Source organism: Pantoea sp. PvP021, from assembly GCF_054056055.1.
In genome coordinates this window covers 1,355,993-1,382,714 of sequence record NZ_JBSRXX010000001.1, presented here as the reverse complement: position 1 = coordinate 1,382,714, position 26,722 = coordinate 1,355,993, and the positions used below count along the sequence as shown (strand labels likewise).

At 54.9% G+C, this 26,722-nt stretch carries 20 protein-coding genes; 10 read left to right on the top strand and 10 right to left on the bottom strand.

Annotated elements, in window-relative coordinates:
- Nucleotides 1–3 precede the first annotated feature (3 nt).
- The 4 genes from ACVKSX_RS06415 to pncB form a co-directional block, all read right to left on the bottom strand.
- Nucleotides 4–1,194 (bottom strand): amino acid aminotransferase, encoded by a 1,191-nt coding sequence (locus tag ACVKSX_RS06415; RefSeq protein ID WP_033757161.1) that lies wholly within the window; start codon nucleotides 1,192–1,194, stop codon nucleotides 4–6.
- Nucleotides 1,195–1,427: 233 nt separating this feature from the next.
- Nucleotides 1,428–2,573, bottom strand: a complete 1,146-nt coding sequence (ompF, locus tag ACVKSX_RS06410; protein WP_033779477.1) for a porin OmpF — start codon at nucleotides 2,571–2,573, stop codon at nucleotides 1,428–1,430.
- 300 nt (nucleotides 2,574–2,873) lie between these two features.
- Nucleotides 2,874–4,274, bottom strand: coding sequence for an asparagine--tRNA ligase (gene asnS, locus ACVKSX_RS06405; protein WP_010254981.1), 1,401 nt, complete (start codon nucleotides 4,272–4,274; stop codon nucleotides 2,874–2,876).
- A 157-nt stretch (nucleotides 4,275–4,431) separates the two neighbouring features.
- Nucleotides 4,432–5,637, bottom strand: a complete 1,206-nt coding sequence (gene pncB / locus ACVKSX_RS06400; protein ID WP_354438490.1) for a nicotinate phosphoribosyltransferase — start codon at nucleotides 5,635–5,637, stop codon at nucleotides 4,432–4,434.
- A gap of 243 nt (nucleotides 5,638–5,880) precedes the next feature.
- Between pncB and pepN the strand changes: the two genes are divergently transcribed.
- A complete protein-coding gene (pepN, locus tag ACVKSX_RS06395) occupies nucleotides 5,881–8,496 on the top strand; it encodes an aminopeptidase N (RefSeq protein WP_033766848.1) in 2,616 nt (871 codons plus the stop codon).
- 37 nt (nucleotides 8,497–8,533) lie between these two features.
- Here pepN and ssuB read toward each other — a convergent pair whose 3' ends face one another.
- From ssuB to ssuE, 5 genes are read right to left on the bottom strand one after another with little or no spacing between them, the layout of a single operon-like run.
- Nucleotides 8,534–9,322 carry an aliphatic sulfonates ABC transporter ATP-binding protein gene (gene ssuB, locus ACVKSX_RS06390; protein WP_010254985.1) on the bottom strand — a complete coding sequence of 263 codons (789 nt, stop codon included), beginning with the start codon at nucleotides 9,320–9,322 and terminating at the stop codon, nucleotides 8,534–8,536.
- A complete protein-coding gene (ssuC, locus tag ACVKSX_RS06385) occupies nucleotides 9,319–10,110 on the bottom strand; it encodes an aliphatic sulfonate ABC transporter permease SsuC (protein ID WP_010254987.1) in 792 nt (263 codons plus the stop codon). The genes ssuB and ssuC overlap by 4 nt, the downstream gene beginning before the upstream one ends.
- A 10-nt stretch (nucleotides 10,111–10,120) precedes the next feature.
- The gene (ssuD, locus tag ACVKSX_RS06380) at nucleotides 10,121–11,269 is read right to left on the bottom strand and encodes an FMNH2-dependent alkanesulfonate monooxygenase (protein ID WP_022625932.1); all 1,149 of its coding nucleotides are present in this window, start codon (nucleotides 11,267–11,269) and stop codon (nucleotides 10,121–10,123) included.
- Nucleotides 11,270–11,278: 9 nt separating this feature from the next.
- A complete protein-coding gene (locus tag ACVKSX_RS06375) occupies nucleotides 11,279–12,232 on the bottom strand; it encodes a sulfonate ABC transporter substrate-binding protein (protein ID WP_010254990.1) in 954 nt (317 codons plus the stop codon).
- Between the two features lie 11 nt (nucleotides 12,233–12,243).
- Nucleotides 12,244–12,795: an NADPH-dependent FMN reductase gene (gene ssuE / locus ACVKSX_RS06370; RefSeq protein WP_010254991.1), complete on the bottom strand. Its 552-nt coding sequence runs from the start codon at nucleotides 12,793–12,795 to the stop codon at nucleotides 12,244–12,246.
- A gap of 748 nt (nucleotides 12,796–13,543) precedes the next feature.
- On the opposite strand from ssuE, the gene ACVKSX_RS06365 reads away from it, so the two are divergent.
- The 4 genes from ACVKSX_RS06365 (at nucleotide 13,544) to ACVKSX_RS06350 (ending at nucleotide 17,750) form a co-directional block, all read left to right on the top strand.
- Entirely contained in the window at nucleotides 13,544–14,524 is a 981-nt protein-coding gene (locus ACVKSX_RS06365; protein WP_062757337.1) for a glycosyltransferase family 2 protein, read from the top strand.
- A gap of 83 nt (nucleotides 14,525–14,607) precedes the next feature.
- Nucleotides 14,608–15,909: a flippase gene (locus ACVKSX_RS06360; RefSeq protein WP_010254996.1), complete on the top strand. Its 1,302-nt coding sequence runs from the start codon at nucleotides 14,608–14,610 to the stop codon at nucleotides 15,907–15,909.
- A gap of 134 nt (nucleotides 15,910–16,043) precedes the next feature.
- Nucleotides 16,044–17,054, top strand: coding sequence for a quinone-dependent dihydroorotate dehydrogenase (pyrD, locus tag ACVKSX_RS06355; protein WP_062757339.1), 1,011 nt, complete (start codon nucleotides 16,044–16,046; stop codon nucleotides 17,052–17,054).
- Between the two features lie 153 nt (nucleotides 17,055–17,207).
- Complete coding sequence (locus tag ACVKSX_RS06350) at nucleotides 17,208–17,750, top strand: cell division protein ZapC (protein ID WP_033757182.1); 543 nt, start codon at nucleotides 17,208–17,210, stop codon at nucleotides 17,748–17,750.
- Here ACVKSX_RS06350 and ACVKSX_RS06345 read toward each other — a convergent pair whose 3' ends face one another.
- Nucleotides 17,751–18,860 (bottom strand): YcbX family protein, encoded by a 1,110-nt coding sequence (locus tag ACVKSX_RS06345; protein WP_010255007.1) that lies wholly within the window; start codon nucleotides 18,858–18,860, stop codon nucleotides 17,751–17,753. It abuts the gene before it with no gap.
- Nucleotides 18,861–18,970: 110 nt separating this feature from the next.
- On the opposite strand from ACVKSX_RS06345, the gene rlmKL reads away from it, so the two are divergent.
- Genes rlmKL through pqiC form a run of 5 tightly spaced genes read left to right on the top strand, consistent with a single transcriptional unit; the run spans nucleotide 18,971 to nucleotide 26,487 of the window.
- On the top strand, nucleotides 18,971–21,085 hold the full coding sequence (rlmKL, locus tag ACVKSX_RS06340) for a bifunctional 23S rRNA (guanine(2069)-N(7))-methyltransferase RlmK/23S rRNA (guanine(2445)-N(2))-methyltransferase RlmL (protein WP_010669780.1): 2,115 nt from the start codon (nucleotides 18,971–18,973) through the stop codon (nucleotides 21,083–21,085).
- Between the two features lie 6 nt (nucleotides 21,086–21,091).
- Nucleotides 21,092–23,008 (top strand): ABC transporter ATP-binding protein, encoded by a 1,917-nt coding sequence (locus ACVKSX_RS06335; RefSeq protein WP_031592840.1) that lies wholly within the window; start codon nucleotides 21,092–21,094, stop codon nucleotides 23,006–23,008.
- 14 nt (nucleotides 23,009–23,022) lie between these two features.
- Entirely contained in the window at nucleotides 23,023–24,291 is a 1,269-nt protein-coding gene (gene pqiA, locus ACVKSX_RS06330; protein ID WP_010669781.1) for a membrane integrity-associated transporter subunit PqiA, read from the top strand.
- Nucleotides 24,278–25,921, top strand: a complete 1,644-nt coding sequence (pqiB, locus tag ACVKSX_RS06325; RefSeq protein WP_010255015.1) for an intermembrane transport protein PqiB — start codon at nucleotides 24,278–24,280, stop codon at nucleotides 25,919–25,921. Before pqiA ends, pqiB begins: the two co-directional genes overlap by 14 nt.
- Complete coding sequence (gene pqiC, locus ACVKSX_RS06320; protein ID WP_022625928.1) at nucleotides 25,918–26,487, top strand: membrane integrity-associated transporter subunit PqiC; 570 nt, start codon at nucleotides 25,918–25,920, stop codon at nucleotides 26,485–26,487. Before pqiB ends, pqiC begins: the two co-directional genes overlap by 4 nt.
- Nucleotides 26,488–26,722: the final 235 nt, after the last annotated feature.

The following is a 26,722-nucleotide window of genomic DNA, read 5'->3' as shown; positions in this document are numbered from 1 at the left end:
TGCTTACAGCACGGCGACAATGGCTTCGCACAGCGCCGACATATTGTCTGGCGTCATGCCCGCCACATTCACACGCCCTGAGTTCACCGCGTAGACGCCAAACTCTTCACGCAGGCGAATGACCTGGTCTTTGGTTAAGCCACTGAACGAGAACATGCCGTTCTGCTTAATAATAAAGCTGAAGTCGCGCTGTGCGCCTTTCTCCGCCAGCGTGTTTACGAAGAGCTGGCGCATGCGCTGAATGCGCTGACGCATGTCCGACAGCTCCTGCTCCCAGATGGTACGCAGGGTATCGTTGCCCAGAATGGTGGCGACGATGGCGGCGCCATGTGCCGGCGGATTGGAGTAGTTCGCGCGAATGGTGTACTTCACCTGACTGAACGCGGTATCAGCCACACTCGCATCGGCGGCAACCAGCGTGATGGCACCGACACGCTCGTTATACAGGCCGAAATTCTTGGAGTAAGAGCTGGCGACGATCAGTTCCTGATGCGAGGCGGCAAAAATACGCAGGCCTTCAGCATCTTCCTCCAGACCACGGGCAAAACCCTGGTAAGCGAAGTCGAACAACGGCAGCCAGCCGTTGGCCTGTGACAACTGCGCCAGCTGTTGCCACTGCTCAGCAGTCGGGTCGATACCGGTCGGGTTATGGCAGCAGCCGTGGAACAGCACCACATCGCCTGGCTGAACCTGTTTCAGTGACGCGACCATGCCATCGAAATCCAGCGTATGGTTTGCCGGGTCGTAATAGTGGTATTCACAGACCTCAAGACCGGCAGCGTTAAACACGTTGTTGTGATTCGGCCAGCTCGGATTGCTGATCCAGACCCGCTTCACCGATGTTTGCGTGGCGAGGAAATCGGCTGCAACGCGTAGCGCGCCTGTACCACCCGGTGTCTGAGCCGTGCGAGCGCGGCCAGCGGTGATTAGCGGGCTCTGGTTGCCGAACAGCAGGGCCTGTGTGCAACGGGCAAAATCAGCCAGACCATCAATACTGAGATAGTTTTTGGTGGTTTCATTTTCCAGCAGATATTGCTCAGCTTTTTTAACACTGGTCAGCACCGGGGTCTTGCCGGTTTCGTCTTTATAGACGCCGATACCCAGATTGATTTTTTCCGGGCGGTCGTCAGCACGAAACAGATCGGCCAGCCCAAGAATAGGATCGGCGGGTGCAGCAGAGATCGATTCAAACATGTGTCAGGTCCATTAGCGTGAACTTTAGCGAAAAGAGCTCTCAGGTTAGCGTCCGGCCAGGCAAATGCCAACCGTTTGCGAGACAAATTCATACATTTTGCGGTGCGGATTGCGCGACGGGGAAGTACAGACGTTTTAGCGGAGTAGAAGGGCGTGAGGAAACAGAGTTCTGGTGAATAACAGCCATAAAAAAACGGGACCGTAGCCCCGTTTTTCAACATGTTTAAGCAGGATTAGAACTGGTAAACCAGGCCTACACCAACCACGTCGTCTGAGTTCATACCCAGTGCGTTGTCGTCATCCAGCTGGTTGATTTTGTAATCAACATAGGTAGACATGTTTTTGTTGAAGTAGTAAGTCGCGCCAACATCGATGTATTTGTACAGGTCAGCATCGCCCACGCCTTCAATATCTTTGCCTTTCTGCTGCACGTATGCGATGGATGGACGCAGACCGAAGTCAAACTGATACTGAGCAACTAACTCAATAGTCTGGCTTTTGTTAACATAGGCAGTGCCATTAGTGGTTGAGCCAGGGAGAGCGCCAGCGGCGGTGTTAGGTACGGTAGCGTCATAAAATGAAGAGTTACGGCCTTCGCCATACATTGCCGCCAGGTAAACGTTGTTCGCATCATATTTCAGCGCAGTTGCCCAGTTCTCTGCACGTTTGCCCTGACCGATTACGTTACCGTTCGCGTCAGTAGTACCCGCTGCCTGTGCATTAGTACGGTCGCTGCTGCTGTATGCACCAACGATGCCTACACCGATTGGTGAGGTGTAAGAAGTTGAGAACGCGTAGCCGTCGCCGTTAGAACGACGCACACCGTCGCTGTTACCGTCACGATCGTTTTTACCCTGATACTGAGCAGCAAAGTCCCAGCCATCAACCAGACCGAAGAAGTTGGTGTTGCGGTAGGTCAGCAGGCCGCCGCTACGACCGTTCATGAAGTTATCTGAGTTACCCCAGTCACCACCAAATACTGGCAGCATATCGGTCCAGCCGATTGCATCGTAAACCAGACCGTAGTTACGGCCGTAGTCGATTGAACCTGCATCGCCGAATTTCAGACCGGCAAAGCCCAGACGGGTTTTGTTGCCGTCTTGTGCGTCAGAACCTTCAGAGTTGTTCGCCTGAACGTTGTATTCCCATTGGCCGTAACCGGTCAGCTGGTCATTAATCTGGGTTTCGCCTTTGAAGCCGAAGCGCACATAAGACTCATCGCCATCATCACCAGCGCTATCAGAGAATTGGTGACGCGCATCCACTTTACCGTACAGGTCCAGTTTGTTGCCGTCTTTGTTATAGATTTCTGCAGCGTTTGCTGCGCCAGCTACTAACAGAGCAGGGATAACCACTGCAAGAATATTGCGCTTCATCATTATTCATTACCCTCATTGGAGTTATTTGTACACCTGCCACTGCCGTCAGGAAATCTTTACAGAACCCTGAACGAAGTTTGGTGTCTTCCTGTGTCTGCACGCATCTTTCCATCCCACCCGCCGTAATTCTAGCGCTTAAATGCTACTAAACTCGTAATCTTGTTTCAGTAAGAAAATATGTATTACAAAATGTAAAAAACACGGAACTTTGTGAGAGAACTCAAAATTTACAAAAATAAAAAAAGGCCGGCAGTGCCGACCTCGTTATATATATGAATTTCTTATATTTAATGCCGAATATCAGAAACTCGCGTTGCGTGGGGTGCGCGGGAAGGGGATTACGTCCCTGACATTTTGTACGCCGGTGACATAGGCGATTAAACGTTCAAAGCCTAATCCAAAGCCAGAATGTGGCACGGTACCGTAGCGACGCAGGTCACGATACCACCAGTAATCTTCTTTATTCAGACCCATCTCTTCCAGACGCGCATCCAGGACATCCAGACGTTCTTCACGCTGTGAACCGCCAATGATCTCACCAATGCCTGGCGCCAGAACATCCATCGCCGCCACGGTTTTGCCATCGTCATTCAGGCGCATATAGAACGCTTTAATGTCTTTCGGATAGTTTTTCACCACCACCGGCGCTTTAAAGTGTTTCTCCGCCAGGTAACGTTCATGCTCAGAGGAGAGGTCAATACCCCAGGAAACCGGGTTTTCGAAGGTCTGACCGCAGTTCATCAGGATCTCAACCGCATCGGTGTAATCCACCTGCGCGAAATCGGTGGTGATGAAACGCTGCAGGCGCTCAACCGCCTCTTTATCTACCCGCTCAGCAAAGAAGGCCATGTCATCGGCACGCTCTTCCAGCACCGCGTTGAAGACATACTTCAGCATTGATTCGGCCAGTGCAGCGGCATCATCCAGTGAGGCAAAGGCGATTTCCGGCTCCAGCATCCAGAATTCCGCCAGATGGCGGCTGGTGTTGGAGTTCTCTGCGCGGAACGTCGGACCGAAGGTGTAGATCTTCGACAGGGCGCTGGCATAGGTTTCGCCATTCAGCTGACCTGAAACGGTCAGGAAAGCCTCTTTACCAAAGAAATCTTCGCTGAAGTCAACTTTGCCCTGATCGTTACGCGGCAGGTTTTCCATATCCAGCGTAGAGACACGGAACATTTCGCCGGCACCTTCGGTATCGGAGGCGGTAATCAGCGGCGTCGAGACCCAGAAATAGCCATTTTCATGGAAGAAGCGATGCAGCGCCTGCGCCAGGGTGTGGCGAACGCGGGCGACCGCGCCAATCAGGTTGGTGCGCGGACGCAGGTGAGCCACTTCGCGCAGATACTCGATGCTGTGGCGTTTCGCCGCCATCGGGTAGCTGTCGGGATCTTCCACCCACCCTACGACTTCCAGGCTGGTCGCCTGAATCTCAAACGCCTGGCCCTGACCCGGCGAGGCCACCACTTTACCGGTGACGATAACGGAACAGCCCGTGGTCAGACGCAGCACTTCATCCTGATAATTATTCAGAGAATTATTGACGACAGCCTGAACGGGATTAAAGCAGGAGCCGTCATAGACAGCGATGAAGGAAAGACCGGCTTTGGAATCTCTTCGGGTACGCACCCAACCACGTACGGTGACTTCACTGTCAACCGCGACGCGACCGTGCAGTACGTCCGCTACAGGCACTACGCTCATAAATATCTCTCTATATAGAAGAAGTGAGTAAAAAAGTTGCCCCATCCGGGGTTTTGCTATGTTACTTGCGAGTCTTCAGGAAACAAGCAAAATTCAGGGGGAAAGCAGATTTATTACAGCAGAGGCGGGGCGTATCAACGCCCCGATAAGAAGAGGATTAACTCGCTTTTTTCACCAGCGGCAGATCAAAAGCTTTACGCAGGGCTCTGACAAAGGCTTTATCCTGGCAGATAGTTTTGCCCGGGCTGTCTGAGAGTTTCGCCACCGGCTTGCCATTGCACTGCACCAGTTTGATAACGATGTTCAGTGGCGTCACGCCCGGAATATCGCAGGTGAGGCGGGTACCGATGCCGAACACGACGTTAATCCGCTGGCCAAAGTGGCGGTAAAGCGCCAGCGCTTTGTCGAGATTTAAGTTGTCAGAAAAGACCAGGTGTTTGCTTTGCGGATCGATACCCAGCTTCTGGTAGTGGGCGAGGGCTTTCTCGCCCCATTCGACCGGATCGCCGGAGTCGTGGCGCAGTCCCTGGTAGCGGCGGGCAAACACCGGACCGAAATCACGCAGAAAGGCGTCCATAGCGATGCAATCGGTCAGGGCGATGCCCAGCTTATCGTCATACTCATCCAGCCACGCCTGCAGCGCAGCGCGCTGGCTGTTGGCCAGTACCGGACTGATCTGCTGGAAGGCCTGGAACCACTCATGCGCCTGTGTTCCCACTGGCGTCAGTGACAGACGGCGCGCCAGATCATAGTTACTGGTGCCAATCAGCCACGGAAATTCCTGTTTCAGCGTTGAGACGATCGACTGCTGCACATCCTGCGAATAGCGACGACGGGTGCCAAAATCCATCAGGCGGAAGCGTGACATATCAAGGTCAGCCACCTGGGCTTTAAAGTCGCCGAGTTTCTGATGTAAGTGGTCAAGTGCCTGCTGAGTAGTGACCTGCGGCGTGCGATGACGATGCACAATCTCACTGATCAGCGCCAGCAGCGGCACCTCCCACATGATCACTTCTCGCCACGGCCCCTGAATACGGAGTTCCAGCTTGCCATGATGATTACGCACCTCAACCTGATCCGGGTTATAGCGGAACTGGCGTAACCAGCTGAGGTAATCCTGCCGGAAGAAGGGAAGGTGAGACAACCAGGTCGCTTCATCATCAGTCAGCGCCAGGTGTTGCATTGCGGTTATCGCGTCACGAATTTCGTCAGCGTAGAGACCCAGCAGTTCGTCGCCGCGGCAGCGAAACTCCGCCGCCACCGTTATGTCATGATAGCGGTGGAAAACGGCCTGCTGCATATGGAGCTTATAGGCGTCCGTATCCAGCAGCGAGGTCAGTATCGGGGAAGCATGTCCTGTCATGGCGCGTTTCAGCATCCTGTTCGGTGGCGCAGAGCCCGGTGTTGTACACAGTCATAAAGACGCAAAAGTATAATTCACTATCTGAAGCCGATCACAGCATATTTCAGACGGGCGGGTCGAGGCCAATCTGTGCCATTGTTAACAAAGTGTAGCCATTTCACCCTTTAGGTGCATTGTGCGTGGCAAGCTTGTAGTAACAAGCTTAGACTTTGCCGGTAAACTTATAACAACGCGAGACGCAATATGACGCAACAGCCCCAAATCAAGTATCGCCACGACTACCGTGCGCCTGAGTACACCATCACCGATATCGATTTAACTTTTGAACTGGATGCGTCCACCACCCGCGTAACGGCCATCAGCCAGGTTAAACGACTGGGCGACAGCCAGGCTGAGCTGCGACTGGACGGCGAAGCGTTAACGCTGATTGCGCTGGAGGTCGACGGGCAAGCCTGGACGGCCTTCCGTGAAGAAGAGGGCGCACTGGTCATCAGCCAGCTGCCGGAAAGCTTCACCCTGAAAATTATTAACGATATTCATCCGGATCAGAACACCGCGCTGGAAGGGCTGTATAAATCGGGCGAGGCGCTCTGCACCCAATGTGAGGCTGAAGGCTTCCGTCATATTACCTGGTATCTCGATCGCCCCGACGTGCTGGCGCGCTTTACGACCACCATCTATGCCGACGGTGAGCGCTATCCATTCCTGCTCTCCAACGGTAACCGCATTGACAGCGGCCGGGATGAGCAGGGTCGCAGCTGGGTGAAGTGGCAGGATCCGTTCCCGAAACCCTGCTACCTGTTTGCGCTGGTGGCGGGCGATTTCGACGTGCTGCGCGACAGCTTCACCACCCGTTCAGGACGTGATGTGGCGCTGGAGATCTTCGTCGATCGCGGTAACCTTGACCGTGCCGACTGGGCGATGACCTCGCTGAAAAACAGCATGAAGTGGGATGAAGAGCGTTTCGGTCTGGAGTATGACCTCGACATCTTTATGATCGTGGCGGTGGACTTCTTCAACATGGGCGCCATGGAGAACAAAGGCCTTAACGTCTTCAATGCCAAATATGTGCTGGCTAAAGCGGAAACGGCGACGGACAAAGATTACCTGGGCATTGAAGCGGTTATCGGTCACGAATATTTCCATAACTGGACCGGTAACCGCGTGACCTGCCGCGACTGGTTCCAGCTCAGCCTGAAAGAGGGACTGACAGTGTTCCGCGATCAGGAGTTCAGCTCTGATCTAGGTTCACGCGCGGTGAATCGCATTGATAACGTGCGTATCGTACGCGGTGCGCAGTTCGCCGAAGATGCCAGCCCGATGGCACACCCGATCCGTCCGGATCAGGTCATCGAGATGAACAACTTCTATACCCTGACGGTGTATGAAAAAGGGTCAGAAGTGATCCGTATGATGCACACCCTGCTGGGTGAAGAGAATTTCCAGAAGGGCATGAAGCTCTATTTTGATCGCCACGACGGCAGCGCCGCCACCTGTGATGATTTTGTTCAGGCGATGGAAGATGCCTCGAATGTTGACCTGTCGCAGTTCCGCCGCTGGTACAGCCAGTCCGGTACGCCAGTGCTGACGGTGCGCGACGATTACAACCCGGAGCTGGAGCAGTATACGCTGCACGTCACGCAGCACACGCCTGCGACTGCCGATCAGAAAGAGAAGCTGCCGCTGCATATCCCGCTGGATATTGAACTCTACGATGGCGAAGGCAAGGTGATCCCGCTGCAGAATAATGGTCATCCGGTGCATCATGTGCTGAATGTCACCGAGGAGTTCCAGACCTTTATTTTCGATAACGTCTACTTCCAGCCGGTGCCGTCGCTGCTGCGCGAATTCTCTGCTCCGGTTAAGCTTGATTACAAATGGAGTGATGCTCAGCTCACCTTCCTGATGCGTCATGCACGCAACGACTTCTCCCGCTGGGATGCGGCTCAGAGCCTGCTGGCGACCTATATCCGTCTGAATGTCGCCCGCTATCAGCAGGGCCAGCATCTGTCACTGCCGCTGCATGTCGCCGACGCCTTCCGCGCGGTGCTGCTGGATACCGACTGCGACCCGGCGCTGACCGCGCTGATCCTGACACTGCCGTCGGAAAATGAGATTGCCGAGCTGTTTGATACGATCGATCCGCAGGCGATTGCGCTGGTGCGTGACGCGCTGCAACGCACGCTGGCACGCGAACTGGCCGATGAGTTTTTTGCGATCTACAACGCCAATCAGCAGCCTGAATACCGCGTGGAGCATGACGCGATTGGTCAGCGCAGCCTGAAAAATATCTGCCTGACCTATCTCGCCTTCAGCGATGCGCAACTGGCGGATAAACTGGTGCAGACGCAGTATCACCAGGCGACCAACATGACCGATGCGCTGGCGGCGCTTTCTGCTGCGGTTGCGGCACAGTTACCGTGCCGTGATGCGCTGCTGGCAGCTTACGATGAGCGCTGGCATCAGGATGGTCTGGTGATGGACAAATGGTTTGTGCTGCAGGCGACCAGTCCGGCCGCTAACGTGATGCGCAATGTGCGTCAGCTTCTGAATCATCGCTCCTTCACCATGAGTAATCCGAACCGTGTTCGCTCGCTGGTGGGTGCCTTTGCCTCGGCTAACCCGGCCGCCTTCCATGCTAAAGATGGCAGCGGGTACAAGTTCCTGGTGGAGATGCTTACCGACCTTAACACCCGCAATCCGCAGGTTGCGGCACGGATGGTGGAGCCGCTGATTCGCCTGAAACGTTATGACGAAGGCCGTCAGGCGATGATGCGCCAGGCGCTGGAGCAGCTGCTGGAGCTGGATAAACTTTCTGGCGACCTCTACGAGAAAATTACCCGGGCACTGAACGCCTGATAATTAAAAAGGGGAGTGTCTGAGACACTCCCCTTTTTTAGCGCTGCTGCGCGTAACGAACCGGCTGCGGTCGTTCCGTACGCTGCATGACCCGATCCAGAACCTCTGCTTCCAGCTCGGCCAGCCGTGCCGATCCGCGACGGCGAGGACGGGGCAGATCCACCAGCAGATCCAGCCCGATCTGACCCTCTTCGATCAACAACACGCGATCTGCCATCACCACCGCTTCACTGACATCATGCGTGACCAGCAGTACGGTAAAGTGATGCTGCTGCCACAGTGACTCAATCAATCCCTGCATTTCAATGCGGGTCAGGGCATCCAGCGCCCCCAGCGGTTCATCCAGCAGCAGTAAACCGGGCCGGTGGATCAGCGCTCTGGCCAGTGCGACGCGCTGTTTCTGGCCGCCGGAGAGGGCGGCTGGCCACTCATCAGCCCGATCGGCGAGGCCTACCGCCGCCAGCGCATCCAGCGCCGCGCTGCGCCATTCGCGTCCGCGCAGACCCAGCCCGACGTTATCGATCACTTTTTTCCACGGCAGCAGTCGCGCATCCTGAAACATCAGGCGGGTATCTTCACGAGCCGACTGCAGCGGCGCATTGCCTGCCAGCAGTTCACCGCTGGAGCTCTGTTCGAGACCGGCCAGCAGGCGCAGCAGCGTGCTTTTGCCACAGCCGCTGCGACCCACCACCGCCACAAACTGACCTGAGGGAATATGCAGGTCAATCTTATTCAGAATGGTGCGGCTGCCATACTGTTTGCTGACGCCGTTAACGCCAACCGGGGTGCCGGTGTTGAGGCGCGCCGGTGAGAGAGTCTGGCTCATGCGTTCTCCTCCTTCAGTTGATAAGCGGGATGCCAGCGCAGCCAGACACGTTCAAGTAACAACGCGGCGACATCCGCCAGTTTGCCGAGCAGGGCGTAAAGAATAATGGCGACCACCACCACATCGGTCTGCAGGAATTCACGCGCGTTCATGGCCAGATAGCCGATACCCGCGTTGGCAGAGATGGTCTCTGCCACAATCAGCGTCAGCCACATCAGGCCCAGCGCGAAACGCACGCCGACCATGATATTGGGCAGCGCGCCGGGTAGGATCACCTGAATAAACAGGCTCCAGCCGGAAAGGCCATAGCTGCGCGCCATCTCAACCAGCCCGCGATCGATGTTGCGGATGCCGTGATAAGTATTCAGGTAGATCGGGAACAGCGTCCCCAGCGCCACCAGAAAGATCTTGGCGGACTCATCAATACCGAACCAGAGGATTACCAGCGGGATCAGCGCCAGATGCGGCACATTGCGCAGCATCTGTACCGAGGTATCCAGCAGTCGTTCACCGGTTCTGGAGGTGCCGGTAATCAGCCCGAGCAGCAGGCCGATAGAGCCGCCGATACTGAAGCCGATCAGCGCCCGCCAGCTACTGATCGCCAGATGCTGCCAGAGTTCACCACTGGCGGTCAGCTGCCAGAAGGTGGTCACAATTTTCTCCGGTGCGGGCAGAATACGGGTCGACAACCAGCCGGTTTGCGAGGCAATCTGCCACACCACGACCAGCAGCGTCGGCAGCAGCCAGGGCACCAGCGTATCAGCAAGGCGTTTTCGGGTTCTGGTCATCATGCTCTCCTCAGCCCCGGGCGACTTTTTTCTCAGGGGTAAAATCGTTGGCTACCGCTTCACCGTGTGCCTGAACCACGCGCGGCTGGGGCACCAGTGGAACCTGCAGGTCAAGATGCGGGAACAGCAGTTCGCCGACGCGATAAGCCTCTTCTAGGTGCGGATAACCCGACAGGATGAAGGTCTCAATGCCCAGCGCTTCATACTCTTTGATGCGTGCGGCCACGGTCGGGCCATCGCCGACCAGCGCGGTCCCGGCTCCGCTGCGCACCAGGCCGACGCCTGCCCACAGGTTAGGGCTGATTTCAAGCTTGTCGCGGCGACCGCCATGCAGCGCGGCCATCCGGCGCTGCCCCACAGAGTCTGCCCGCTGGAACGCCGCCTGCGCTTTCGCGATGGTGGCGTCATCCACATTGGCAATCAGTTTGTCTGCGGCCTGCCAGGCCTCTTCATTGGTTTCACGCACGATCACATGCAGACGGATGCCGAACCGGACGGTGCGTCCCTGGGCTGCCGCTTTCGCACGCACCTGATCAATCTTCTCTTTAACCTGCGCAGGGGGTTCGCCCCAGGTGAGGTAGACATCGACCTGTTCGGCCGCCAGTTCCTGGGCGGGTTCAGAAGAGCCGCCAAACCACAGCGGGGGACGAGGCTGCTGCACCGGTTTAAACATCAGACGCGCACCGCGAACCTTCACGTGCTTGCCTTCATAATCGACGGTTTCGCCTTCCAGCACCCGACGCCAGACGCGGGTAAACTCGGCGGATTCCGCGTAACGCTCGCGGTGATCCAGGAACACACCGTCGCCCGCCAGCTCTTCCGGATCGCCGCCGGTCACCAGATTAAACAGCGCACGTCCGTTAGAAAGACGGTCCAGCGTAGCGGCCTGACGCGCTGCCTGGGTTGGTGAAATCACCCCAGGACGCAACGCCACCAGGAATCGCAGGCGCTGCGTCACCGGAATCAGCGAGGCGGCAACCAGCCAGGCATCTTCACAGGAGCGGCCGGTCGGGATCAGTACGCCACCAAAACCGAGGCGGTCAGCGGCCTGCGCCACCTGTTGCAGATAGGCGTGATCAACCGGTCGCGCCCCTTCGGCGGTACCAAGATAGTGGCCGTCGCCATGCGTCGGCAGGAACCAGAAAATGGATACGCTCATTGTTGCTCCTTATTGCGTCACGGTATGCGGATGCCAGATGCGATCCTGAATCGTCACTTTTACTGGCAAGAGATGATTGGCATAGAACAGGTCAGCGGTGCGCTGCTGAGCTGCGGCAGTTTCGGCACTGACCGGCGAAATGCGGGTGGGTGGCCGATGGCTGAGGTAGCTGGCGATAACCGGTTCCGGCAAGCCCATCGCCTGTGCCAGTAACGTGGTGCTCTGCTGACGCTGGCTGATTGTCAGCGCGTCAGCAGAGCTGAAGGTGTCGAGCACCTGCTGAATAAACGCGCCATGGGCTTCGGCATAGCTGCGGGTCGCTAAATAGAAGGAGCCGGTCAGGTTAAGGGAGCTGCCATCAATCAGCAGGCGCGAATTCCCCTGCAGCAGCACCGATGAATAGTAGGGGTCCCAGATTGCCCAGGCATCAACGTCACCCTGCTGGAAGGCGGCGCGCGCATCGGCGGGAGTGAGATAAACCGGCGTGATGTCTTTAAAGGTCAGACCCGCCTGCTGTAAGGCACGCAGCAATAAATTATGTGAGCTGGAGCCTTTCTGGAAAGCGACTTTTTTCCCTTTCAGATCCGCGACCTGTTTCAGCGGGCTGCTTTTCGGCACCAGAATCACTTCTGCTTTGGGTTTGGGCGGCTCCGCGCCAACATAGAGCAGATCCGCGCCCGCGGCCTGGGCAAACAGCGGGGGAAGATCACCGGTACTGCCCAGGTCGATGCTGTTGATGTTCAGCGCTTCCAGCATTTGCGGACCTGCAGGGAACTCGATCCACTTAATCCGGGTATGGGGAAAACGCTTCTCCAGTAACTGATGTGACTTCGCCAGCACCATGCTGACCGAACCTTTCTGATAGCCGATGCGAATCTCAGACGGATCGGATTCGGCGGCCTGTACCTGAAGGCCGGCCAGCAGAAGTCCGGCCACCAGCCACTTTCCTAATCTCAGCTTCATCGATCGCTTCCTTATACCGCTTGCGCAACGGGGTGGTGGTGACGGGTCAGTGCCAGCCAGAAGGCGGAGACGGCCTCATCCAGGCGCTGTGACAGTGAATCCTGCAGTTCGGGCTGACGGTCGTAATGACTGATCTGATGATCCTCGGCATAAACACCATGCAGGATCTCCTGCGCCTTTAAGGCGTTGAGCACCGGCTTCAGGGCGTAGTCCAGCGCCAGCATATGACCGGCACTGCCGCCGCTGGCCAGCGGTAACACGACTTTGTGTTCCAGTGCGCGTTCAGGCAGCAGATCGAGCAGCGTCTTCAGCGCACCCGAAAACGACGCTTTATAGATAGGTGTCGCAATAATCAGTCCATCAGCCGAAGCCAGATCGTCACGCAGGGCGAGAAGCGCAGGTGCATCAAAACGCGCATTGATTAAATCGTCAGGCTGAAAGTTGTGAATATTCCACGGAATGACTTCAATACCACGCGCCTCCAGCTTGTGCTGACACAGCGTCAGCAGTGAGGTTGAGCGGGAGGGGAATCGTGGGCTGCCTGCCAGCGTAATAACTCGCATCATCACTCCTTATAACTAAAAGTTATTGATTATCAAATGTTGAGAACTTATGCCTTCATACTGTCAGAGCAGGGGAGTGGGCTTAAATGATTTATCCGGCAAAGTAAGGGTGAAATCTGCAAATAGAAGGCGTTGCGACAGATGTCAGCATCGCCGCTTCCGATAATTCTTAAATTAAGCGCTGACAGCGGAACAATTCATTAAGGGGCATGATACGAGATCGTCAAAATGTGTCGGTTGAGCAGAAAAAATATCTTTCGTCTGATTGCTTAATCATTTTTTCTGAGAGTGGCGCGGCCATAAAGCGCAACGGCTGACAAAATAGCGCTGCGAAGCAGCACAGAATCAGCTTATCTGCGGCAGCCTCTGCCAAAGATTAAGATTTATTGCAGAAAGCAAACTGTAATAATAATGAAGGAATGCTGAACTTATTCATCGTTTCAGATGTTCGCTTACAGATTTCTGAATCTGGTTACGTCTGCTTTGCAGGGCTAATTTAAATCGATCCTCAACGGTTTTAACATTACTGCGGGCTATAGATGCACTTTCGTTAAGAGTGATGCTCACATGAAACATTAAGATGATTTTTACGGCTGGTCTTTTTTCGCATTACAGGTTTAAGATAATCGGGCTCAATGAAAGCAATCATAATAATCGCGCCTTACTCTTTTCGACGTTTCGCCTCTGGTCAGAACCTGCATCAGGCAGGTGAATCGTATTGTCATTTTCTAACAGCAGAGAATTGCATATGTCTGACATCCTGTTATCCGTTATTATTCCAACCTACAATGTTGAGAAATATATTGTAGAGTGCGTCGATTCGTTATTACGCCAGGTTAAAGCGCCCAATGAAATAATCATTGTGAATGATGGATCTACTGATGGAACATTAGCCTTAATTGAACAGAATTATGCGCACCTTTCTCAGGTGAAAGTGATCACCATTGAAAATGGCGGCCTCGGCAATGCACGGGACACCGGCATTGCACTGGCAAAGGGTCAGTTTCTCTTTTTCTGTGACCCGGATGATGTCGTGGTTGATGGCCTCGTCACTGAGCTGGCAATGGTGGCGGAGAAGCATCCTGAAACGGATCTTTTCTGTTTTAACTCCTGCGTCTATGAAGATGGCCACATTGATATCACCTCGCCAAAAGTGAAGCATGACCAGTTTGGCCAGCAGAAACCACAGGAGGTCTTTCTGCGCCTGCTGCGTAATGGCAGATATACCTCTGCCGTCTGGAATTACGCCTTAAGAAAAAGCGTCATTGAACAGCATAAGTTGCGCTTTGTACGTCGGATTCATGAAGACCACAACTTTACGCTCTCCGTGTTTATGAAATGCCAGCACGCATGGGTCAGCCGTCAGGTCTATTATAAGCAGCGCATCCGCAGTGGTTCACTGACCAACAGTACCAAAGGCAATGAGTTTTTCTATCAGCGCTATGACGCTTTTATGCATGCTTATAATACGTTAACCAGTTCGCTCCCTAAATCAGCCTGGCGTAGTTCGCTGGAAAAATCTTATTTACTTCACTCGTTCCGTCTGATGATCTATTTGTCTCTCTATAATAAAACGCCGGTGCCGGAATATGTCTGTAATGCCATTCGCTTTATGGGTCGTAATGTAAAATCAGAAAATCTTAAAGAGTGGTTGTTGTTTAATCGCCCGGAACTCTTTATTGCGCTGCAGCATTACAAGGTTAAAAAAGAGCTTAAGCGCGCAGCCTGATTCTGAAAAATGTGAAGCGATATTGTTTATGCCTTAGCGAAATGAGAAGGTGAGACATGCAATGTGTATAAGGTTGTTGCGACATGGCAAAAGTACTCGATAAAAGTCTGGTTATTAATATTTTCTCGCTGCTGGCTTACCGTGGCGCATCGTTTCTGTTTCCGCTGGCCACGCTGCCCTATCTTGCCCGCGTTCTGGGCGTAGAGCAGATGGGTACGCTGGCGCTGGCGATCGCCTGCGTCCTCTATTGCAGCACCATCTCCGACTGGGGATTCAATGTCTTTACCACCAAAGATATTGCTCACCATCGTGATGACAAAGAACGCGTTAGCCAGCTCTTCTGGTCAACGTTTAACGCCAAGCTGATGCTGCTGGTGGTCACCAGCGGCACGCTGCTGACTGCGACGTGGTTCAATCCCTCCTGGCATCCTCTGTTCTTCATCATTCTGGCGAACTGCACCACGCTAGTCGGCTCGCTGTTTTCATTCGGCTGGCTGATGCAGGGCTTTGAGAAGTTGGGTAAGACGGCGATGATCGCCACCTTCGGTAACTTCTGTGCGATTCCGCTGACCTTTTTGCTGGTGAAATCTCCGCAGGATACCTGGCTGGCTGCCCTGATCCCTGGCGCGGTCTCCATTATCAGCGCGGCGATTACGCTGAAGTTTGTGCTGGAGATGAAAGTCATAGGCCGCTATCGCTTTGAACCACGCGAAATCAAACAGCGCATCACCGACAGCATGGATGTATTTATCGCCATTGCCGGCGCTAACCTTTTCAACAGCGTCAACGTGGTGATTCTCGCCACCTTTGCTTCTACTTACATGGTCGGGATCTACAACGGCGCCGATCGCCTGCGTAAAGCGGCCAACTCTGTGCCGGAGCAGATCGGCAGCGCCTTCTTCCCGCGCGTCAGCCACCTGTTCGGCCGGGATAAACGGGCCGCGATTGCCGCGACACGCAAAAGCCTGCTGCTGTCGTTTTCCCTGAGTCTGTCGATTGTAATCTTCACCTGGTTCTTTGCTGACCTGGTGGTCTCAATATTGCTGGGTAAAGACTTTATCCAGTCAGCGGATGTGCTGCGCGTCTTTGTGCTCTGCTTCCTGTTTGGCAACATTGCCTACCCGGCTGGATTACAGATTCTGATCCCACATGGTCTGGCCCGCCAGCGTATGTGGGTGATGATGGCCGCTGGTGTGGTTAACGTGCCGCTCTGCTGTTTCCTGGCGTGGAAGTTTGGCGCAATCGGTGCCGCATGGTCGATGGTCGGGGCTGAAGCGTTCGTCTGTCTCGGTATTTTTGGCATCATGCAACGTCACGGCATCCTGCGGGAATATCTCTTTCCCTCTGAGGTGAAAAATCAACCCGTAAACGATTCCGCCGCGTAAGATCAAAGCATTTTCAGTTAACTTCACGCTTCCCCGCTGTTCGATTTACTTTTGCGCCAGAGCACTTTACCATTCTGGCGCACAATTTCCCGTGCACCGACTTTCACGATCGCTTCCGTCCTTCAGGAGAGTGCATGTTTTATCCTATCGTCCGACCGGCGCTGTTTAAACTTGATCCCGAACGCGCACACGAACTCACCTTTCAGCAACTGCGTTTTATGAACGGCACCCCACTGGAGATGTTTTATCGCCAGAATCTGCCGTCGCGTCCGGTCACCTGTATGGGACTGACCTTTAAGAATGCCCTGGGCCTGGCAGCGGGTCTGGATAAGAACGCAGAGTGCATCGATGCGTTTGCGGCGATGGGCTTTGGCTTTGTTGAAGTCGGCACCGTCACGCCGCGCGCCCAGGTGGGGAACGATAAGCCACGCATGTTTCGTCTGGTGGAAGCGGGCGGAATTATCAATCGGATGGGGTTTAATAATCTGGGTGTTGATCACCTGGTTGAAAACGTGAAGAAAGCGCGCTTTAACGGCGTGCTGGGGATCAATATCGGTAAAAATAAAGATACGCCGGTCGAGCAGGGCAAAGATGATTATCTGATCTGCATGGAAAAGGTTTATGCCCACGCCGGTTATATCGCCATCAATATTTCCTCACCTAACACCCCAGGTTTACGTTCGCTGCAATATGGCGAGGCGCTGGATGATCTGCTTTCTTCCATCAAACAGAAACAAAAAGAGCTGGAACAGCGTCATCTGAAATATGTTCCGCTGGCCGTAAAAATTGCGCCCGATCTCTCTGAAGAAGAGTTAATTCAGGTCGCGGACAGTTTAATTCGTCATCAGATTGATGGCGTGATTGCCAGCAATACCACGCTCGATCGTTCGCTGGTGAGCGGTCTTAAGCATGCTGAGGAAGCGGGTGGGTTAAGTGGACGGCCAGTGCAGTCGCGCAGCACGGCGGTGATACAGCGCCTCTCTCAGGAACTGCAGGGACGGTTGCCGATTATTGGCGTAGGCGGGATCGATTCTCTGACGGCAGCGCGTGAAAAAATCGCCGCCGGGGCAACACTGGTTCAGATTTATTCAGGCTTTATTTATCAGGGGCCAGGCTTAATTAAAGATATCGTCACCCATCTCTAAGACAATTCTCACAATCATTGGCCGGGGGGTTTATTTATCCCCTCGGCTCGTTTATATTTTGTCCTGTTGCACGCTTTTTCAGCTTTTCCTTATGTTTCTTTTTTCGCTGAATTCTGCGTGATTTTTGGCGCAGCGGTAAATACAGGGCACACGATGAAAATTAAACCCGATGATAACTGGCGTTGGTATTTTGACAGCAGCCACGACCGAATGATGCTCGACCTGGCAGACGGTATGCTTTTTCGTTCCCGTTATTCCCGCAAAATGCTCACGCCGGATGCCTTCACTGAATCGGGTTTTTGTGTCGATGACGCCGCCCTTTATTACACCTTTGAAGAGACCTGCCGTCAGTGCAAACTCAGTGGCAGCCATCGCGCCGAACTGGTGTTAAATGCGCTGGTCGCTGCACGCTTCCTCAAGCCACTGATGCCAAAAAGCTGGCATTTCGCCTCTTATGCCCCGGCAATGCAGCCCCGTCCCGGTGAAATGGTACAGGTTACGCTGGCAGAAGAGGGAACGCAGGCACGACTGCTGGTGGTTGAGAGTGGCGATAATGCGGCGCTCTGCCTGCTGGCGCAGCCGGGATTGACGCTGGCCGGAAAAAACATGGTGCTCGGCGATGCCATCAAGGTGATGAACGATCGCCTGCAGCCCCTGTATCAGGATGTCGCGCCGCGCTACGCCCGCGCAGTCTGACTACCTTAGTTCTACATCGCCAGCCGGAATACAGCTGCAGCTCAACAGCGTGCCGTCCTGACGCAGGGCGCTCTGTTTCAGCGCCTTAACCTCACCCGCGACCAGACTCAGCTTGCAACTGCCGCACAGTCCCGCCCGACAGGAGTAGGGGATCCGGAAGCCCTGCATCTCCAGCTGATCCAGTAATACCTGCTGATTATCCCCGGTGAACGTCTGACCCTGAAACGTGATAGCCACGGCATCTGGCGCCTGCTGCTTTGGTTTCAGTGTTTCGACCACTTCACCGGCACCATAGCTGCGCGGTGCATGACGTTTCAGAACAATCATCTCATCACCAGCGCGCACCACCCCACTGTTGCGCGCCACTAAGTTCAGACCGAAATCAATATCCCCGCTGCCATCCAGGGCGGTGCGGAACGTCTGCAGCGTGGCCAGCGGATGACCGGCAGGATGCTTAACGCCGGTCTCGGTGCTGACAGTGGTGAGCACGCAGCGACTGCATGGCTTAGGCACCTCGAATATCACGTCGCCAATCTGAATCTCCGCCCAGCTGTCTTCATCCCATGCGGCAGCGCCGCTGACGACCAGATTCGGACGAAACTGTTCGGCACGGACGCTGGCCGGGCAGCGCTGTTGCAGATCATGCAGCGACGCGTTGTTGATCAGCAAAAACGGAAAGCCGTCGGCAAAGCTCAGCGGAATATGATTAAACGCTTTAACCCGGCGGCTGGGTTGCGGCCCGACCCAGCGCAACTGAACCTCACGCGGAAAGAACTGGCTCAGCCATTGGTTAATCGCAGGCGGCGCTATGCGCGCGGTGAAATGATTTCCCCAGACTTCGGTGGGGTGATCCTGCTCATCGAAATCGCTGAAGCGGATCAGGGAGTGACTGCCATCCGGGGCCGTCAGCAGCAGGCCATCCGGTAAAATCGCGGGCGTGAAGCGCACCATCTCCGGGTGCTGACGCGCGGTAATAAAGGTGCCATCAGGTTCGGTCACCATAAACAGACGATCAAATGCCAGTCCGCTGTCAGTGACCAGCGCGTGTGACAGCGCTAATCCCCGCATCGACTTCACAGGATGAATAAATAAGCGGGAAAGCGTGATCATGGTGTTCTCCTTGAACCCGACGCGCAGCACAAAAGAAGCTAACTTTATGACATAGGTCTCCGATTCGCTATAATGCGCGACAATTTTCTCAAGAGTTAAAAAGTGACGATATGAATTCTCTGTTTGCCAGCACGGCGCGTGGGCTCGAAGAGCTGTTAAAAAGTGAGCTGGACGCGCTGGGCGCGCAGGATTTGCAAGTAGTGCAGGGAGGCGTTCACTACGAAGCCGACGATCGCACCATGTACCAAAGCCTGATGTGGAGTCGTTTAGCATCACGCATCCTGTTGCCGCTGGGAGAGTTTGGCGTCTACAGCGATCTGGATCTCTATCTGGGTGTGCAGAGCGTGGACTGGCCGACGATGTTCGGCAGCGACAAAACCTTTGTTGTGCATTTCAGCGGCACCAACGATTCGATTCGTAACAGCCAGTTCGGCGCGCTGAAAGTTAAAGATGCCATCGTGGACAGCTTTACCCGTCAGAATCTCGAACGACCCAACGTCGATCGTGAGCAGGCAGATATCCGTGTCAACGTCTGGCTGAATGACGATCGCGCCAGCATTGCGCTTGATCTCAGCGGCAGCTCGCTGCATCAGCGTGGTTATCGCCAGCAGACCGGTCAGGCGCCGTTAAAAGAGACCCTGGCGGCGGCCATCGTGCTGCGTTCTGGCTGGGAGCCGACGACACCGCTGATCGATCCGATGTGTGGTTCCGGTACGCTGCTGATTGAAGCCGCACTGATTGCCTGCGATCGTGCGCCTGGCCTGCTGCGCAAGCACTGGGGCTTCACCGCCTGGAGCCAGTTTAACGCTGCGTTGTGGCAGGAGGTTAAAACTGAGGCGCAGAACCGTGCCCGCACTGGCACGGCTGCCACCCAGGCGCGCTTCTTTGGCTACGACAATAATGGTCGGGTGCTGGAGTGGGCGCAGGCGAATGCCCGCCGCGCTGGCGTCTTTGAACTTTTCACCTTCGGCCAGCAGGATCTGCTGAAGCTGACTAATCCGGTCGATCCGGCGGTTCACGGTACGGTGCTGAGTAATCCTCCTTACGGTGAACGTCTGGAGAGCGAACCAGCCCTGATTGCGCTGCACAGCCAGCTCGGACGTCTGATGAAGCAGCATTTTGGCGGCTGGAACCTGTCGCTGTTCAGCGCCTCGCCAGAACTGCTGAGCTGCCTGCAGCTGCGTGCCGATCGCCAGTTTAAAGCGAAGAACGGTCCGCTGGATTGCGTGCAGAAAAACTATAAGCTGGCGGTTAACAGTCATGAAAGCGCCGGACAGATTGCGGAAGATTACGCTAACCGCCTGCGTAAAAACGTGAAGAAACTGGAGAAGTGGGCGCGTCAGGAAGGCATTGAATGCTACCGTATTTATGATGCCGATCTGCCAGACTACAACGTTGCTGTCGATCGCTATGGCGACTGGGTGATTATCCAGGAGTACGCGCCACCGAAAACCATCGATCCTGATAAAGCGCGTCAGCGTCTGTTCGATGTCATCAGCGCAACGCTGAGCGTGCTGCAACTGCCTGCCGACCGTCTGATTATGAAAACGCGTGAACGCCAGAAAGGCAAAGCGCAGTATCAGAAGCTCAGCGAGAAGGGCGACTATTTCGAAGTTAAAGAGTTTAATGCGCGTTTCTGGGTGAATCTGACCGACTATCTCGATACCGGCCTGTTCCTCGATCACCGCATTGCCCGTAAAATGCTGGGCCAGATGAGTCAGGGCAAAGATTTCCTGAACCTGTTTGCCTATACCGGTACCGCCAGTGTGCATGCCGGTCTGGGTGGCGCGCGTTCAACCACTACGGTAGATATGTCGCGTACCTATCTGGAGTGGGCGGAGCGCAACCTGCGTCTCAACGGACTGACCGGGCGTCAGCATCGTCTGATGCAGGCCGACTGCCTGAGCTGGCTGAATGAGAGTGACGAGAACTTTGACCTGATCTTTATCGATCCGCCAACGTTCTCCAACTCAAAACGTATGGAAGAGAGCTTCGACGTTCAGCGCGATCATATGATGCTGATGCGTAACCTGAAGCGCCTGCTGCGTCGCGGCGGCACCATCATGTTCTCCAATAACAAACGCGGTTTCAAAATGGACATGGATGGCCTGAAATCACTGGGCCTGCAGGCGCAGGATATTACCCAGAAAACGCAGTCGCAGGACTTCGCGCGTAACCGTCAAATTCACAACTGCTGGCTGATCACTCACGCCGGTAAGGAATAAGCTTACATGTCATTAATCAGTATCCACGGCGCTTATCTCTCCTTCAGCGATGCGCCGCTGTTAGACAATACCGAACTGCACATCGAAGAGAACGAACGCGTCTGTCTGGTGGGCCGTAACGGTGCGGGTAAATCCACGCTGATGAAAATCATCAATGGCGAACAGCCACTGGATGATGGCCGCATTATTTATGAAACCGATCTGGTCGTGGCGCGTCTGCAACAGGATCCGCCGCGCAATATTACCGGTTCGGTGTATGACTTCGTGGCCGAGGGTGTTGAAGAGCAGGCTGAGCATCTGAAAGCCTATCACGCCATTTCCCATGTGGTGATGGAAGATCCCAGCGATAAAAACCTCAACGAGATGGCGCGTCTGCAGAGCATTCTCGACCATCAGAATCTGTGGCAGCTGGAGAGCCGCATCCATGACGTGCTGGAGCAGATTGGTCTGCAGCCCGATACCGAGCTGTCATCACTCTCGGGCGGCTGGCTGCGTAAAGCGGCACTGGGTCGTGCGCTGGTGAGTAACCCGCGCGTCCTGATGCTGGATGAGCCAACCAACCACCTCGATATCGAAACCATCGACTGGCTGGAAACGTTCCTGAAGAACTTCACCGGCAGCATCATCTTTATTTCCCATGACCGTTCGTTTATCCGCAACATGGCGACGCGCATTGTCGATCTGGACCGGGGCAAGCTGGTCTCCTGGCCAGGCAACTACGATCTCTATCTGGAAGGCAAAGAGGAAGCGTTGCGCGTTGAAGAGATGCAGAACGCGGAATTTGACCGTAAGCTGGCGCAGGAAGAGGTGTGGATCCGTCAGGGCATCAAAGCCCGTCGTACCCGTAATGAAGGTCGTGTGCGTGCGCTGAAAGCGCTGCGTCGTGAACATTCAGAACGTCGCGAAGTGATGGGCAAAGCCAACATGCAGGTGGGCGAAGCGTCCCGTTCCGGCAAGATTGTCTTTGAGCTGGAAAATGTCGACTACGCGGTCGATGGCAAAGTGCTGGTTAAGGACTTCTCAACCCAGGTACAGCGTGGCGACAAAATTGCGCTGATCGGGCCAAATGGCTGCGGGAAAACCACCTTACTGCGCCTGATGCTGCAGCAGCTGAAAGCTGACCATGGCCGCGTGCATTCCGGTACCAAGCTGGAAGTGGCCTACTTTGACCAGCATCGCGCTGAACTGGATCCGGATCGCACCGTGATGGACAACCTGGCCGAAGGCAAGCAGGAAGTACTGGTCAACGGCAAACCGCGCCACGTACTGGGCTATCTGCAGGACTTCCTGTTCCATCCAAAACGTGCCATGACGCCGGTGCGCGCCCTTTCGGGCGGTGAACGAAACCGTCTGCTGCTGGCACGCCTGTTCCTGCGTCCCAGCAACCTGATGATTCTGGATGAACCGACTAACGACCTTGACGTCGAAACGCTGGAACTGCTGGAAGAGCTGATTGATGGTTATCAGGGCACCGTGTTACTGGTGAGCCACGATCGTCAGTTCGTCGATAATACCGTTACCGAGTGCTGGATTTTTGAAGGCAACGGTGAGATTGGTACCTTCGTTGGCGGTTATCATGATGCTCAGCAGCAGCGCGCCGCCTACCGGCAGCACAAGGCGGCAGCACCGGCGAAAGCGACGGGCAACGCCTCTAAGCCTGCAGCCGAGAAGGGTGATGCGAAGCGTAGCGTGAATAAACTCAGCTACAATCTGGCGCGTGAGCTGGAACAGCTGCCGCAAAAACTGGAGCAGCTGGAAGCGCGTATCGGAGAACTGCAGGCGAAGATGAGTCATCCCGACTTCTTCAGCCAGGCACACGATCAGACGCAACCGGTGCTGGATAATCTGGCTCAGACTGAGCAGGAGCTGGAAACCGCTTTTGCGCGCTGGGAAGAGCTAGAGTCACTGAAAAACGGCGCGTAGGGCAGGGCTAACGGATGTGTTCAGCAGTGAAAAGTAACGCGTGGATGCTCTGTCCACAATGCGATTTAATGATTAAACTGCCGGACATTCCCGTTGGCAGCCGTGCGTCATGCCCGCGCTGCCACACCTCCCTGACGGCCAACTGGCACGAACCGCGTAAACGGCCAACGGGCTATGCGCTGGCAGCGCTGTTTATGCTGCTGCTGGCGAATCTGTTTCCTTTTGTCTCAATGAAGGTGGCAGGGCTGACCAGCCAGATCACGCTGGCCCAGATACCTCAGGTGATGGTGACGGAAGATTACAGCAGTCTGGCGACGCTGTTCCTTCTCTTTGTGCAGGCGGTTCCGGCCTTCTGCATGATCACCATTATCCTTCTGGTCAATCGGGTCCCGTTGCCGACTGGACTCAAAACTGGTCTGGCACGTATTCTGTTTCAGCTGCGTAACTGGGGCATGGCAGAAATCTTTATGGCGGGCGTGCTGGTCAGTTTCGTCAAGCTGATGGCCTATGGCGAGATCGGCCTGGAGACCAGCTTCTGGCCGTGGGTTCTGTTCTGTCTGCTGCAGTTGCGGGCCTTTCAGTGCGTTGATCGACGCGGCTTGTGGGACAGTCTGTCACCCCGACCTGCGCTGCCCCATCCGCCCGAAGTGGGCATCAGTGGTTTAGAGCAGGGTCTGCGCTCCTGTCCCTGCTGTACGGCCATTCTGCCGGAAGCAGAGCATAAGTGTCCCCGCTGCGGCGTCACGGCCGAGGCACGGCGTAAGCACAGCCTGCAGTGGACGCTGGCGCTGTTGTTCACCTCCATACTGCTTTATATCCCGGCCAACCTGTTGCCGATTATGGTGACGGAAACCCTCGGCACTGCCTATCCCTCCAATATCATGGCGGGGGTGATTGTGCTGTGGGGTGATGGCTCCTATCCGGTGGCGTTGGTGATCTTTATCGCCAGTATCATGGTGCCTACGCTGAAAATGCTGGCGATTGGCTGGCTTTGCTGGGATGCCAGCGGACGCGGACAGCGTGACAGCCACAGGATGCACAAAATTTATGAAGTGGTCGAATTTGTTGGCCGCTGGTCAATGATCGACGTGTTTGTTATTGCCGTGCTCTCTGCGCTGGTGCGCATGGGGCAATTAATGAATGTTTATCCCGCGTGGGGGGCAGTATTGTTTGCAATGGTGGTGATTATCACCATGATTGCTGCCATGACCTTTGACCCGCGATTAACCTGGGATCGTGTACGCGAAAACAATATGAAGGAGTCGCGCCTTGACGGAAACTAATCACGGCCATGCAAAGGTGGAACAGATTAAGCGCTGGTCGCCGGTCTGGATTGTCCCCATCGTTACGCTGTTAATCGGCGGATGGATCCTCTTTTATCACTTCAGCCATCAGGGGCCGGAAGTCACCCTCATCACCGAAAACGCCGAAGGCATTGTTGCGGGTAAAACCACGATTAAAAGCCGCAGTGTGGATGTCGGTGTGGTGGAAAGCGCGGTGTTAAGCGACGATCTTCACCATGTGGAAATCAAAGCGCGCCTGAATTCAGGCATGGAAAAACTGCTGCACAGCGACAGCGTTTTCTGGGTGGTGAAACCGCAGGTGGGTCGCGAAGGGATCAGCGGTCTCGGTACTCTGTTATCCGGTGCCTATATCGAATTACAGCCGGGCACTAAAAGCCAGGCACCCGAGCAGTTTAAGCTGCTGGATGCGCCGCCGTTAGCGCCACCGGATGCCAAAGGGATTCGCATCGTGCTGGACAGCAAGAAAGCGGGCCAGCTCAATCCGGGGGATCCGGTGCTGTTCCGTGGCTATCGCGTCGGTACGGTCGAGACCAGTGCTTTTGATACCGAAAAACGCATGATGACCTATCAGCTGTTTGTCGCTGCGCCTTACGATCGCCTGATTACAACCAACGTTCGCTTCTGGAAGGATAGCGGCATCGCCGTGGATATGTCCGCTTCAGGAATGCGGGTGGAAATGGGATCGCTGACCACGCTGTTCAGCGGCGGCGTCAGTTTTGACGTGCCGGATGGCTGGGAGCTGGGTCAGCCTGCGCAGAATAAGTCTGATTATCATCTGTTTGACGATCAGCGCAGCATTCAGGATTCGCTCTACACCAACCATATTGATTACCTGATGTTCTTCACCGACTCCATCCGTGGTCTGCAGGCGGGTGCGCCGGTTGAATTCCGCGGCATTCGCCTGGGTACCGTCTCAGAAGCGCCATTGATGAAAGCCGGTCTGGACCAGGCGCTGAACAATGATTACCGCGTGCCGGTGCTGATTCGCATCGAGCCGGATCGCTTTATCAGCCGACTGGGTGAGAACTTCGATCTGCAACAGCATCTGCAGGATGGTAAAAAACGTGGCCTGCGTGCGACGCTGAAAACCGGCAGTCTGTTGTCGGGTGCGCTCTATGTCGATCTCGACTTCTATGACAATGCACCGCCTTACAAAGGTCCGCAGAAAGTCTCTGGCTATGAAGTTATCCCAACGGTCAGCGGTGGCCTGAGCCAGATTCAGCAGAAGCTGATGGCGGCGCTGGATAAGATCAACAGTCTGCCACTGAACGGTATGGTCAATGAAGCGACAGGCACGCTGAAAGAGAGCCAGAAAACGATGCGTGATCTGCAGCGCACCATCGACAACATCAACAAAGTCACCGCCAGTCCGGCTATGAAAACCCTGCCGGAAGACCTGCAGCAAACATTGCGCGAGCTGAACCGCAGCATGAAAGGCCTGCAGCCAGGTTCACCAGCCTACAGCAAGCTGGTGGGGGATATGCAGCGCCTGGATAAGGTTCTGCGTGAACTCCAGCCGGTGTTAAGAACGCTTAACACCAAGAGCAATGCGTTGGTATTTGAGGCAAAACCGGGACAGGATCCCCAGCCGAAGAGGGCGAAACAGTGAATAAAGGATTGATACTTTGTGCCGCGCTGGTGTTGAGTGCGTGCAGTAGCAGCGTTGACAATACCTGGTATCAGCTGCCCTCCGGGGCGGCTTCCATGCAGGTCAGCAGCAGCCAGCTGAATGAAGCGCAACCGATGTTATGGGTGCAGCAGGTGACGGTGCCGGACTATCTGGCAGGCAACGGACTGGTTTATCAGACCAGCGATGTCAAATACGTTATCGCCGCGAATAATCTCTGGGCCAGCCCGCTCGATCAGCAGTTGCAGCAGACATTGATCACTAACCTGAGCAAGGCGCTGCCAGGCCGGCTGGTAGCCGGTTCACCTTTAGGCGCGCAGCACGATACGCTGAATGTGACCGTGACAGGCTTTCAGGGACGCTATGATGGCAAAGCAGTCGTCAGTGGCGAATGGACGCTGGAACATCAGGGCCGGCTGACCAAACAGGCGTTTAACCTGGTACTGCCGCAGACCGAAGATGGCTACGATGCGATGGTCAGAACGCTGGCGGCGGGCTGGCAACAGACAGCACAGAAGATTGCCAATAGTGTGGTTGCGTTAAATTAAGATTGATGTGAATAAATAAGCTAAGCCCCTGACCGATTGTCGTGCTTTTTCGACAGGGGTCAGGGGCTTTTTTATTAGCTTAATCAGAAAGATAGTGTTGTCGCATGCATCACAGAACGTCATTATTTTTACCGATTAAGGTCACATTTATGACACTGGCATGAAGATTGGGCATTGATCTTTGGGTGCGCAGGAGGTAGAACATAAGGGTGGTTGAACATTAATTCACCACTTT

Coding starts and splice junctions, on each gene's coding strand:
- ACVKSX_RS06345 (WP_010255007.1), bottom strand. CDS start 18,860: ATGATCACGCTTTCCCGCTTATTTATTCATCCTGTGAAGTCGATGCGG.
- ssuD (WP_022625932.1), bottom strand. CDS start 11,269: ATGAGCGTATCCATTTTCTGGTTCCTGCCGACGCATGGCGACGGCCAC.
- ACVKSX_RS06375 (WP_010254990.1), bottom strand. CDS start 12,232: ATGAAGCTGAGATTAGGAAAGTGGCTGGTGGCCGGACTTCTGCTGGCC.
- ACVKSX_RS06415 (WP_033757161.1), bottom strand. CDS start 1,194: ATGTTTGAATCGATCTCTGCTGCACCCGCCGATCCTATTCTTGGGCTG.
- ACVKSX_RS06335 (WP_031592840.1), top strand. CDS start 21,092: ATGTCATTAATCAGTATCCACGGCGCTTATCTCTCCTTCAGCGATGCG.
- ssuC (WP_010254987.1), bottom strand. CDS start 10,110: ATGACCAGAACCCGAAAACGCCTTGCTGATACGCTGGTGCCCTGGCTG.
- ACVKSX_RS06350 (WP_033757182.1), top strand. CDS start 17,208: ATGAAAATTAAACCCGATGATAACTGGCGTTGGTATTTTGACAGCAGC.
- pqiA (WP_010669781.1), top strand. CDS start 23,023: ATGTGTTCAGCAGTGAAAAGTAACGCGTGGATGCTCTGTCCACAATGC.
- ssuB (WP_010254985.1), bottom strand. CDS start 9,322: ATGAGCCAGACTCTCTCACCGGCGCGCCTCAACACCGGCACCCCGGTT.
- ompF (WP_033779477.1), bottom strand. CDS start 2,573: ATGATGAAGCGCAATATTCTTGCAGTGGTTATCCCTGCTCTGTTAGTA.
- pyrD (WP_062757339.1), top strand. CDS start 16,044: ATGTTTTATCCTATCGTCCGACCGGCGCTGTTTAAACTTGATCCCGAA.
- pncB (WP_354438490.1), bottom strand. CDS start 5,637: ATGACAGGACATGCTTCCCCGATACTGACCTCGCTGCTGGATACGGAC.
- ACVKSX_RS06360 (WP_010254996.1), top strand. CDS start 14,608: ATGGCAAAAGTACTCGATAAAAGTCTGGTTATTAATATTTTCTCGCTG.
- asnS (WP_010254981.1), bottom strand. CDS start 4,274: ATGAGCGTAGTGCCTGTAGCGGACGTACTGCACGGTCGCGTCGCGGTT.
- ssuE (WP_010254991.1), bottom strand. CDS start 12,795: ATGCGAGTTATTACGCTGGCAGGCAGCCCACGATTCCCCTCCCGCTCA.
- ACVKSX_RS06365 (WP_062757337.1), top strand. CDS start 13,544: ATGTCTGACATCCTGTTATCCGTTATTATTCCAACCTACAATGTTGAG.
- rlmKL (WP_010669780.1), top strand. CDS start 18,971: ATGAATTCTCTGTTTGCCAGCACGGCGCGTGGGCTCGAAGAGCTGTTA.
- pepN (WP_033766848.1), top strand. CDS start 5,881: ATGACGCAACAGCCCCAAATCAAGTATCGCCACGACTACCGTGCGCCT.